This window comes from Acinetobacter lwoffii (assembly GCF_024129735.1).
In the GTDB taxonomy this organism is placed as follows: domain Bacteria; phylum Pseudomonadota; class Gammaproteobacteria; order Pseudomonadales; family Moraxellaceae; genus Acinetobacter; species Acinetobacter lwoffii_H.
The window spans coordinates 87931-98608 of record NZ_JAMXXK010000004.1 but is presented as its reverse complement, the minus strand read 5'-3'; the positions used below and the strand labels follow the sequence as shown (position 1 = coordinate 98608).

Annotated in this window: 11 protein-coding genes; 5 read left to right on the top strand and 6 right to left on the bottom strand. The window is 43.7% G+C overall.

The genetic code is table 11. From position 1 onward, the window contains the following. The coding region (locus NI469_RS02460) for a transposase (RefSeq protein WP_253174359.1) at nucleotides 1-336 on the top strand (336 nt) is incomplete at its 5' end. A 132-nt stretch (nucleotides 337-468) separates the two neighbouring features. On the opposite strand, the gene NI469_RS02455 is transcribed toward NI469_RS02460, so the two are convergent. The 4 genes from NI469_RS02455 to NI469_RS02440 form a co-directional block, all read right to left on the bottom strand. Beyond that, a complete protein-coding gene (locus NI469_RS02455) occupies nucleotides 469-999 on the bottom strand; it encodes a gamma carbonic anhydrase family protein (RefSeq protein WP_004730083.1) in 531 nt (176 codons plus the stop codon). 111 nt (nucleotides 1000-1110) lie between these two features. After that, entirely contained in the window at nucleotides 1111-2259 is a 1149-nt protein-coding gene (gene dacC / locus NI469_RS02450; protein WP_004646537.1) for a D-alanyl-D-alanine carboxypeptidase PBP5/6, read from the bottom strand. A gap of 128 nt (nucleotides 2260-2387) precedes the next feature. Then, nucleotides 2388-2768, bottom strand: coding sequence for an MCR_0457 family protein (locus NI469_RS02445; protein WP_005104587.1), 381 nt, complete (start codon nucleotides 2766-2768; stop codon nucleotides 2388-2390). Nucleotides 2769-2929: 161 nt separating this feature from the next. Continuing rightward, nucleotides 2930-3301: an MCR_0457 family protein gene (locus tag NI469_RS02440; protein WP_005251317.1), complete on the bottom strand. Its 372-nt coding sequence runs from the start codon at nucleotides 3299-3301 to the stop codon at nucleotides 2930-2932. Between the two features lie 111 nt (nucleotides 3302-3412). Here NI469_RS02440 and surE point away from each other — a divergent pair, with 111 nt between their 5' ends. The 3 genes from surE to NI469_RS02425 all read left to right on the top strand — a co-directional run bounded on the left by surE (nucleotide 3413) and on the right by NI469_RS02425 (nucleotide 6147). Then, complete coding sequence (gene surE, locus NI469_RS02435) at nucleotides 3413-4201, top strand: 5'/3'-nucleotidase SurE (RefSeq protein WP_253174358.1); 789 nt, start codon at nucleotides 3413-3415, stop codon at nucleotides 4199-4201. Nucleotides 4202-4295: 94 nt separating this feature from the next. Beyond that, nucleotides 4296-5126, top strand: a complete 831-nt coding sequence (locus NI469_RS02430) for a peptidoglycan DD-metalloendopeptidase family protein (RefSeq protein WP_180037879.1) — start codon at nucleotides 4296-4298, stop codon at nucleotides 5124-5126. Nucleotides 5127-5217: 91 nt separating this feature from the next. Further along, a complete protein-coding gene (locus tag NI469_RS02425) occupies nucleotides 5218-6147 on the top strand; it encodes a LysR family transcriptional regulator (protein ID WP_004279736.1) in 930 nt (309 codons plus the stop codon). A 59-nt stretch (nucleotides 6148-6206) separates the two neighbouring features. On the opposite strand, the gene NI469_RS02420 is transcribed toward NI469_RS02425, so the two are convergent. After that, nucleotides 6207-7418 carry an aspartate aminotransferase family protein gene (locus tag NI469_RS02420; protein ID WP_004646541.1) on the bottom strand — a complete coding sequence of 404 codons (1212 nt, stop codon included), beginning with the start codon at nucleotides 7416-7418 and terminating at the stop codon, nucleotides 6207-6209. Between the two features lie 160 nt (nucleotides 7419-7578). Between NI469_RS02420 and grxD the strand changes: the two genes are divergently transcribed. Then, nucleotides 7579-7920: a Grx4 family monothiol glutaredoxin gene (grxD, locus tag NI469_RS02415; RefSeq protein WP_004279738.1), complete on the top strand. Its 342-nt coding sequence runs from the start codon at nucleotides 7579-7581 to the stop codon at nucleotides 7918-7920. A 90-nt stretch (nucleotides 7921-8010) separates the two neighbouring features. Here the strand turns inward: grxD and NI469_RS02410 are convergent, their stop codons facing one another. Then, nucleotides 8011-10638, bottom strand: coding sequence for a Lon protease family protein (locus tag NI469_RS02410; protein ID WP_420909158.1), 2628 nt, complete (start codon nucleotides 10636-10638; stop codon nucleotides 8011-8013). Nucleotides 10639-10678 lie beyond the last annotated feature (40 nt).

Below are 10678 nucleotides of genomic sequence, written 5' to 3'. Positions count from 1 at the left end.
ACCAAGCAATGCCGTCAGGTCATTGCAGATCGGCAAGCGCATGCGGTGATTCCACCTAGAAAAAATGCGAAACCATGGAAAGATACAAAGATTAGCTCGCTAGAGCGAAATGAATTACTTCGAACAGTTAAGCGTTTAGGCAGGACACTATGGAAAAAATGGTCAGGCTATCATCGGCGAAGTTTGGTTGAAACTAAGATGCATTGCATCAAATTATTAGGAGATAAACTCAGTGCAAGGAGTTTTGATAGCCAAGTGAATGAGATCCATGCACGTGTAGCAGTCCTTAACAGATTTACGGAATTAGGTCGACCACTTACCCAAGTTACGCCTTAAATTTGGCTCAATTAGGGGCGCTTTGCATTTCAAATCTTTGTGCAACAAAGCCGACTGAGATTATGATTCACGCACCGCATCGACACGTTCTGAAATTCATTTAACATGAAATCTCTTATGCGAAACTGAGCATTATTTATAGTTATTTGAAACTTTCACATAATTTTGTGCAGAATATGGCAAGAATGCCATTTCTTTTTCAGTGAGCGGACGCGCTTTTTTGGCAGGGCTGCCCACATAGAGCCAACCACTTTCCAAAACTTTGCCCGGTGGAACTAGTGTACCTGCACCAATCATCACATCATCCGGAATGATGACATCATCCAGAATAATGCTGTTAATCCCGATTAATACGCGATTACCAATCGTACAACCATGCAATGTCACATGATGGCCAATCGTGACATCTTCACCAATGATCAAAGGCGAACCATTCGGTTTATCGGCTTTTTTATGACTGACATGCAACATGGCATGATCCTGAACATTCGAGTTTTTACCAATCCGGATCGAATTAACATCACCACGAATCACGGCAAAAGGCCAGACAGAGACATTTTCAGCCAAGACCACATCGCCGACCACGATTCCCATCGGATCGATATAACACGATTCATCAATTTGTGGAGTTGTGTCTAAATAAGAACGAATGTTTTGGCTCATGGTGATCTGCTCATTAAAAGTTTAAGGATCATGTGCATAGTATAAAATAAAAAGCACCCATCTGAATGAGTGCTTTGGTCTTAGTGCTAGACTAAAACAGTCTATTTAAACTTAGAACAAGTTTGAGAAGAATTGTTTAATGTGGTCGAGCATACGTGCGAAGAAACCAGCTTCTTCAACCGCGTTTAAAGCCACCAACGGTTTTTCTGAAATTACTTTACCATCCAGAGTCGCTACGTATTTACCTACGACCTGACCAGGCTGTAAAGGTGCAGTCAGTTTAGGCTGAACCACCAGCTGGGTTTTAATCGCGTTGGCCTGACCTTTCGGCATAGTCACATTAAAGTTTTCAGCAAGACCGATCTGAACTTCATCTTCCTTACCAAACCAGACTTTGGCTTTAGCAAGTACCTGTTTAGCCGGTTGAACATTTTTGGTTTCGAAGTTTGCATAACCCCAAGCCAACAATTCACGTGTTTGTGTCGCACGTTCCTGCATGGTTGGTGCACCAAAAATCACTGAAATCAAACGCGTAGGACCGCGTTTTGATGAGGTAGTCAAACAATAACCAGCTTCATCAGTGTGGCCAGTTTTTAAACCATCTACACTCGGATCAGTATATAGCAGGGCATTACGGTTACCTTGCTTGATGCCATTAAAGGTAAATTCTTTTTCCGCATAAATCGGATAATACTTAGAACTGTCTTTAATGATGTGTTGTGCCAGCGTTGCCATATCTTTGGCAGTTGAATAATGACCTTCAGCCGGCATACCGGTTGAATTGATAAAACTGGTATTGGTCATGCCAATACGTTTAGCTTCCTGGTTCATCATATGTGCAAAGGTACCCTCGTTCCCTGCAATATGTTCAGCCATGGCTTTCGATGCATCATTCCCTGATTGAATAATAATCCCGCGAAGCATTTCAAGTGCAGTTGCCGTACCATTTAAAGGTACATACATACATGATTCCGCGCTACTGCCGCGACACCATGCTGACTCGTTCATGCGCACTTGTTCATCTTCAGTGAGTTCACCGCTCAATAGTTTTTGTTCGATGATGTAACTGGTCATCATCTTGGTCATTGAAGCAGGGGCTAATTTTTCATTTTCATTTTTTGAAGCGAGAAGTTGCCCTGTCTCGTAGTCCATTAGCACGTAGGATTTATTATTCAATTCTGGTGGTGCAGATAGGACAGTTGCTGCAAAGCTAAAACTAGGAACTAATAATAATGCAGCAAGGGCAGTTTTTTGGGTCATTTCTAGTGGGTTCCTATATCTTGATGTAAGCACGAAGAGCCTAGCATTTTAGGACAAAGCTAGGCTGACTTCTATGGGAAACCCGGTCTTATTTCAAAAGTATTGTAAGTTATCGGCAGAAAAGCAGCTTAATTGTTATAGGTGGTTAATTCATTACAAATCACCTGATTTTTTTTCTTGCCGGCTTTCTTGGCATCCGATTGTGCTTCGGCCAGAATATTGCGGAAATCGTTCTGTTTAGCCATCTGGTTTAAGCTTTCAACCGGATTACGCTGGCCCGGCATATACTCAGTCACCAGCTTGGTATAACCCTGATTAAACTGTGACTTGTCTTTGACCATGCTTGGACAGATTTCTGAAAGAACATAAATGGCTGCCAGTTCCTGTTTGGTCACTTGCTGAGTTGGGGTAACATTAATGTTTTCATCGGCTGCAAATGCAGAAGTTCCCAAAAGAGTGGCGGCAGAAATTGCGCAGAATGTTAAAGCTTGGAATATTGGATTTTTCATTGAAAACTCAAAAAATGGATTTAGAACAATAATTTGCCTAGCTTAAACTTATTTTTGAAATTGAAAAGTGGGAAAATGTAGCGAAGCTGTAGAATTATGAATAAATCTGTAAGAGAAAATAAGACGATGTTTACACCGTCTTATTTGAAAATTTAGCTGGCTTAGCCTTGGTAGTTCAGCATTTCTTCACAGACAGTTTTCTGCTCGTCTGAGCTGGTTTGCTTTGCACCCTGACGTGCTTCTTCAAGTAAAGATTTATATTCACTGTCTGCCTGTAGCTTTTGATAGCTCATGCCTTTATCTGAGTAGTCTGCAAGATAAGACTGGATCAATTGTTCAACGGTGCTGTTAAATTTTGGATTTTGACCAATGATTGCCGGGCAAACTTCAGCCATAACCTGTGCTGATGCAATATCTTCTTTTACAATGGTATTGTTTTCTTCAACAGTCAGATCGTTTGCCATGACTGAAGGGGAAATAAATGCTGCCAAGCTTAAAGTGAGAGCGCTAAGTAAAGAGAATTTTTTAATCATCTTGAGCCACATATTATAAAGATGGATGTCGAGCAATAAATATATATAATTCCTGCACTAATACAATGAAATGTCCTAGTCAGTCATTTTTTAGCGTAACGAGATTTTTTAGTGAATATTTTAGTTTCAAATGATGATGGGGTGTTTGCACCCGGTATTCAGGCTTTGGCGCAAGCGCTAAAGCCTTTGGGGCGAGTGGTGATTGTGGCACCGGAAAGTGAACGCAGTGGCTTTTCTAGTGCCTTAACTTTGGACCGCCCTTTACGCCCAATCCAGATTTCTCCTGATGTCTGGGCGGTTAATGGGACGCCGGCAGATTGCGTTTACTTGGCTATGAACGGGCTATTTGATTTTGAATTTGACCTAGTGGTTAGCGGGATAAATAGCGGCGCAAATCTGGGAGATGATATCTTGTATTCCGGTACAGTCGGGGCGGCCTTTGAAGGTCGTTTAACTAAACATCCTGCGATTGCCGTATCACTGAGTGGGCCGAATGTACGTGGCTATCAGCAGCCTCAGGATTATCAGTTGGCCGCCGAATGGGTGCATGATTTTATTGCTCGTGGTTTGCCTATTCTGCCTGAGCGACATATTTTTAATATCAATATTCCAGATGTAACTGAATTGCAGGGTGAAAAAGTGACATATCAAAGTCGCCGCCGTCAGTCTAAACCGGTGACGAGTCATGTAGATCCGCGTGGTCGTCAGGTATTTTGGATTGGACTCTCGGGAGAAGCAGTCGCAGACCCTAAGCCGGGATTTAGCGAGATTGATTCAGACTTCTCTGCGGTCGCCAATGGCTATGTCAGTATTACCCCGATTCAGATGGATGCCACCAATTATGAGAGTTTGCGGAATTTGCAAACACAATTGGAAGAAAATGCGTCCTTAGTGTTATAACTTTGTGAAAAACTCGCGATTGCAAGTATATTGCCGTAAAACTTTGCTAATCTTAACGAAATTTTGCAACCGTATAGCATTAGAGAGGAAGATAATGTTCTTGGTGTTACCGAAATGTGTCGTAGCTTCGCCTGCAACCCTGATTAAAACCCTTGTTTTATCGACCGTTGTTATTTCTACAGGAGTAATTACCGGTTGTGCCACCAAACCCCAGGTGAATAATGCAACGCGTTATGCAACAGCTCCTGATTTCTATACGGTGCGTTCAGGAGATACATTGAGTGGGATTGCAGCACGTTATGGGCTGAACTATATCAGTGTCGCGGAGATGAATGATATCAGTGCGCCTTATCGGATTTATGTCGGACAATCGATCCGCCTGAAAACCCATACTACGCGCCGTAGCACCAGCACCCAGGCAGTGACTCAGGCAGCACCAATTCAACGTCAAACGATTGCAGTGCCTACACCGGCACCGGTTACGCCAGCAACTACAGTACAAACCACACCACGCGTCAGTACATCTGCACCTGTAACGCCAGTATCTACTGCAGCAGGTCTACGTTGGGTAAAACCATCGAATGGCGCGATTCTCCAGCAATACAATTTAGCTTCTAATATTAAGGGCACCCGCTATAGTGGCAATGTCGGTGATCCGGTATTTGCAGCAGCAGACGGGCAGGTGGTGTATTCCGCTGATGGTTTGAAAGAATATGGCAATCTGGTGTTGGTGAAGCATATCAATGGCTATATCACGGCTTATGCACATAACAGTAAATTGAATGTGAAAAGTGGCCAAAATGTAACGGCTGGTCAAAAAATTGCAGAAATGGGATCGACTGGTACAAACCGTACCATGCTTGAGTTTCAGGTGCGCTTAGACGGCAAACCTATTAATCCTACTGCAGTTTTACCAAACAATTAAATAAATAATGCAAAGTGTAAATTTCGCCGTATAATACAATAAGTTGCTTTTATCAAATGATGAAGCACCTCATAAGTTTAGAGGGAAATTTATGTTAGATCAACTTCGAGCAATGGGTGTCTTTGCTTGCGTTGTGGAGAAGAACTCGTTTAGCGGTGCTGCCCGTGAATTAGGGATTACGACCAGCGCCGTCAGTCAACAAATTCGCTCGTTAGAACACGATATGGAAGTCGTACTTCTAAATCGTTCGACGAGAAAATTAAGTCTGACCGAAGCGGGACAAGCTTTTTTCCATAGCTGTCAAGAAATGTTATCTGCTGCTGAGCGCGGTAAAGTCCGGATCAATGAGTTACGTGATGATCTCGTGGGTGAGCTGCGTATCGTTTCTTTGCCAGAATTATGCGCGAATCATGTGATTCCTGCACTTTCTCATTGGATAGCTGCACATCGCGGCTTGGCAGTACATTTAGAAACAAACAATCATGAGGTTGATTTGTTGGATGGGCGGGTTGATATCGCCCTAAGATTTGAACAGAAAAATGATGAGCATAATCTTCAGGTTGTGCCATTGATGCAGATTGAGCAAATTCTGGTGGCGACACCGAGTTATATTAATCAAAGCACCATTATTTCGAAACCTGATGATCTTAAAAATCATGAGGTCTTGCCTTTAACGCATCTTAAAAACCATCAGTATTATCATTTCCAACATGTGAATACTGCAGAAAAAGCCGAGTTTGAACTGAAATCCCGTTTCAGTACCAATAACGGTTTGGTTGCAAAATCGATGTGCTTGCAGGGTAATGGGATTGCCAAGGTTTTATATCTTGATGCTAAAAAGGATTTGCTTAACGGTACTTTAGTTGAAGTTCTGCCTGAATGGAGACTGCCATCGATTACACTGTATGCGGTTATTCCGAAACGTGAACAACAACCGACAAAAATTCTTCGTTGTCTTGATACCCTGAAACAATATTTTAGCCAGATCTCTGGCGGACGTATGTTACAAAACGCATCATAGAGTGCAGAATAATAAAAAAGCCGCTTTAGAGCGGCTTTTTTAATTTTTAGGCTAGGGCTTTATGCCAAATAAGCTTTGATCATTTTTACCAGACGTTCGATCAACTGGTCTGCCTGCTCCTGGGTAATATTCAGGGTAGGCAACAGACGAACGACATTGCCTGCAGTGACATTGATAATCATCTTGTATTCATTGCGTGCAATCGCAACCAGATCACCACATTCTTTTGGTAATTCAATCCCGATCATCAGACCGAAACCACGTACGATGACATTTTGATCTGCCAGTTTGTTGCGTAGCTGGTCAACGATATAAGCACCTTTTTCAGCCGCATTCGCGACGATATTTTCTTTTCGCATAATATCGAGAATGGTATAGACCACACGCGAACCCAGTGCTGTACCGCTATAGGTAGAACCGTGATTTCCAGCAGTTAATACACCGACGCCACGACCTTGGGTCATGACTGCACCAATCGGGAAGCCATTTCCTAAGCCTTTGGCTGTGGTCAGTACATCCGGAATAATATTGGTGTGCTGATAAGCAAAGTATTTACCGGTACGGCCATTACCAGTTTGCACTTCGTCCAGCATCATCAGCCAGTTATGCTGGTTGCAGATTTGGCGAATTTCTTCTAAATAGCTGAAACCTTGAGGTGCGGTATTGACACCGCCTTCACCCTGAATAGGCTCAACCAAAATCGCTACGATATCCGGGTGATTGATTGCCGCTTCTTCAATCGCTTCGATATCACCAAAAGGTACACGGACAAAACCTTCAACCAGTGGGCCAAAGCCTTCCTGCACTTTTTTATTGCCTGTAGCAGATAAGGTGGCCATGGTACGACCATGGAAAGACTGGTCGGCAACAATGATTTTAGGCGATGCAATGCCTTGCATATGACCAAATTTACGTGCAATTTTGATTGCACCTTCATTTGATTCTGCGCCACTGTTGGAGAAAAATACTTCTTCCATACCTGCAACTTCAGCCAGTTTCTGTGCGGCAGCGGTTTGCCAAGGCACTTCAAACAGGTTGCTGGTATGAATCAGGGTCGCTGCCTGTTCAGCAATCGCTTCGGCAATGACTGGATGCGCATGGCCCAAACCGCATACCGCAATTCCGGTTAATGCATCTAAATACTCTGTACCATCTTCGGTATAAAGATATGCACCTCGTCCTCGGACAAAGCTGATCGGTTGACGGCCAAAAACAGGCATCAAATGAGACGGTTGATCAGTTTGTACCGGTGCGAGGGTAATATTATTCATGACTAACTCTTAACTGTTAGGTGGAAAGAAAAACTTATATAAGCAAAAACCCACTCAGATTTAAAGGGTAATTGTAAATAAAATTGGAATTATTGCTTTAGACATACTGTTTTGCCTGGATTTGGGTATAATGCGAGACAGATGAGTTGAGGATTTATCAATGACTGAACAAGCACGCGATACCGAAGCGTTAATTCGTGACCAAATTGCAAAACACGCAGTACTTCTTTACATGAAAGGCACACCGCAATTTCCACAATGTGGTTTTTCTGCACGTGCAGTAGAAGCACTCAGTCAAATTGGTCGTCCGTTTGCTTATGTAAACATTCTGGAAAACCAGGACATTCGCGCGATGTTACCACAAATCGCCAACTGGCCGACATTTCCACAGCTTTGGATCAATGGTGAGTTGATCGGTGGTAGTGATATCATGCTCGACATGTTCCAAAAAGGTGAATTAAAGCCTTTAGTTGAACAGTATAGCCCGGCAGCTGATGCTTAATTTTGTATTAAATTAAGTTCAGATGTGAAAAAGCGCTTCATTGAGAAGCGCTTTTTTTTATCTCTACTTTTGCTTAGGTCAAGGTTAGAGTTAATCCTCTGTCGCTGCATCCGGCTTTTCAACTGTCGAAGCATCAGCATCAACTTCAGTTTGTGGCTCGACGATTTGCTTCTTGTCTTTTTTCTTCTTCTTTTTTTTCTTTTTCTTCGGCACTTCGACCAGTTCGGCACCATCTTCAATCGCTTGCCAATAATCCAGCTGTGCCATCACTGCGGCATAGATTGAATTTTTGCTATAGCGACCTTTTTTATCCAAGGTACCGACAGGACGCGCCATCAGGATTTCCAGCGCCTGATCAATGGTATCAATCGCGTGAATATGGAACTGACCTTCTTCCACAGCAATGGTGACATCTTTACGCAGCATCAGATGTTGCATATTTTGACGCGGGATAATCACACCTTGTTTTCCGGTCAGACCTTGTAACTTGCAAGCATCAAAGAAACCTTCAATTTTGGCATTCACACCACCTACAGGCTGTACTTGTCCCAGCTGGTTCATGGAACCGGTAATGGCCCAGGACTGATCAATCGGTAACTGGCTTATGGCAGACAGTAAGGCAGACAGTTCCGCGACTGTGGCGCTGTCACCATCGACCTGACCATAACTTTGTTCAAAGGCCAGTGCAGCAGAGAAGTGCAAGGTCTGTTCACGGCCGAAATGTGCTTTCAGGAAAGATGACATCAGTAACACGCCCTTGGCATGCAAAGACCCACCAAGCTCTACACTGCGCTCAATATCCAAAATATCACCGCCACCCTGATAAACCGAAGCCGTCAGACGTGAAGGCAGACCAAATTCGACATCAGCATAATGAATGACAGACAGAGCATTGATTTGGCCCAGACGATGGCCGCGGGTTTCGATCAATTGGGTACCACGAGTCAGATCTTGCCAATACAGTTCACGTAAATAGCCGAGACGATATTTACGGTGATCCAGTGCGGTGTTGATATGTTTTTCTGAAACCATCTTATCACCGGCCTGGAAGGCATGATGATGTGCTTCACGGATCAGATCGCCTAACGTTAGGGCATGTAATGACAATGAACTTTGATCCTCGGCCTGACGGCTGGAATCTGTGAGCAATGCAGCCAAAGCAGAACGGTCAAAAGGTAATAATTTATCCGATTGCACATAGTCGGCAATCAGCTGCATATAGGCCTGCTCGTTATCGTCATTACGTTGTAATGTATCGGTAAAATCGGCACGGATTTTAAAGATGCTGCCCAGTTCAGGTTCAAGCTCTAAAATTTCATAATAAATTTCAGGCTCAGCCAGCAAGATAACCTTGATATTCAATGGAATCGAAGCAGGTTCGATTGAAATGCTACCGGTTAGCGTGATCATATGCTCAAGCGAGGACAGTTTTAAATGTCCCGATTTAAGCGCGCGCTTCAAGCCTTGCCATGCATACGGCTGTTCCAGCAATTGTTCCGCTTCCAGCATCAGGAAGCCGCCATTAGCTTTATGCAAGGTACCTGGACGAATCAAAGTAAAGTCCGTGGTAATCGTACCATTTTGAGTCAGTTGTTCCACATGACCCAAAAGGTTGTAATGCGTTGGAAAATCTTCAAAGATCACTGGTGCACCACTGTTCGGCTTGTGTGTGATAATCACATTGGCCTGATAACGTGCAGGAACGCGACTGAACAGTGCCGGAGTGAAATCATCTTCTTCCTGTTCCAGCACAATTTCGACATTATTGATAATGTCTTCGGCATAATATTTCAGATAATGTTCCAAGCCTTGCACATGTTTGAACTTGGATAGAATCTGTTCCACACGTGGGAGAACCACCTGTTTGGCGATATCACGGTTCAGGATCTGTACGCGATCACGTGCATCATCTTCCAGATCACCCAGGTGCAAACCCAGACGTTCTAGTTTCTTGTCCATATAGCGCATATTAGTCGCCAATTCGGCCCGATCCTGATTGCTCAGTGCATTCAGATCTTCCTGAGTCATTTCCTGTAATTTGTCATCGATCAAATGCACAGGCACAAAACAGTGTTCATCATGTCGCGAGATCAGCTTCAGATCCAGTTCTGCGCCTTCTTTGGTCAGTTCGATCAGTGCCTGTTGCTGTTCATCACCCGTTTCCTGACGAATCATTTCAATGCGGTTGTGATAGGTTTCTGCAGTAAAACGGCGCTCAAGCTGCTTGAGGATCGTTTGCCAGCTCTGATTCAACATGGCTTGGAATTTTGGGCCTTGACCCGAGGGCAGTTCCAGTGCAATCGGCTGACGCTGGTTCTGAAAGTTATTGACGTACACCCAGTCATTCGGGGTTTCCATAGTTTTAGCATGTTGCTGTAGTAAACGCTTCACCATGGTGCGTTTTCCGAGTCCTGCGGTACCGACAGCAAAAATGTTATAGCCGGAATAAGGCAGGGCAATCCCGGCCTCAACTGAGGCGCGTGCACGATCTTGGCCCAAAAAGTTATTCAGGGGCTTGATCCGTTTGGTTGACGCAGGAATTTTTTCTAGGTTTGGAATGTGCGTCAGCTGGGTGGATGTTAACCGGGTATGGTCCAGAGTATTTTTAATTTCGCTTTGTTCAAATGCAGAGATAAGTAAATCTGAGCGGATTTTTTGTGGAGTTGTGCTGGTATTGCTTGCAATAGAAGAATTAATTTGATCGAGTCTCTGGGTCACTGTTGAAAATCCAAAACGAAATATTACGTTGATAAGAGTT

Bases quoted from the DNA above. Each gene is read 5' to 3' on its own strand.
- NI469_RS02455 (WP_004730083.1), bottom strand. From the start codon at position 999: ATGAGCCAAAACATTCGTTCTTATTTAGACACAACTCCACAAATTGAT.
- dacC (WP_004646537.1), bottom strand. From the start codon at position 2,259: ATGACCCAAAAAACTGCCCTTGCTGCATTATTATTAGTTCCTAGTTTT.
- NI469_RS02445 (WP_005104587.1), bottom strand. From the start codon at position 2,768: ATGAAAAATCCAATATTCCAAGCTTTAACATTCTGCGCAATTTCTGCC.
- NI469_RS02440 (WP_005251317.1), bottom strand. From the start codon at position 3,301: ATGATTAAAAAATTCTCTTTACTTAGCGCTCTCACTTTAAGCTTGGCA.
- NI469_RS02430 (WP_180037879.1), top strand. From the start codon at position 4,296: ATGTTCTTGGTGTTACCGAAATGTGTCGTAGCTTCGCCTGCAACCCTG.
- NI469_RS02425 (WP_004279736.1), top strand. From the start codon at position 5,218: ATGTTAGATCAACTTCGAGCAATGGGTGTCTTTGCTTGCGTTGTGGAG.
- NI469_RS02420 (WP_004646541.1), bottom strand. From the start codon at position 7,418: ATGAATAATATTACCCTCGCACCGGTACAAACTGATCAACCGTCTCAT.
- grxD (WP_004279738.1), top strand. From the start codon at position 7,579: ATGACTGAACAAGCACGCGATACCGAAGCGTTAATTCGTGACCAAATT.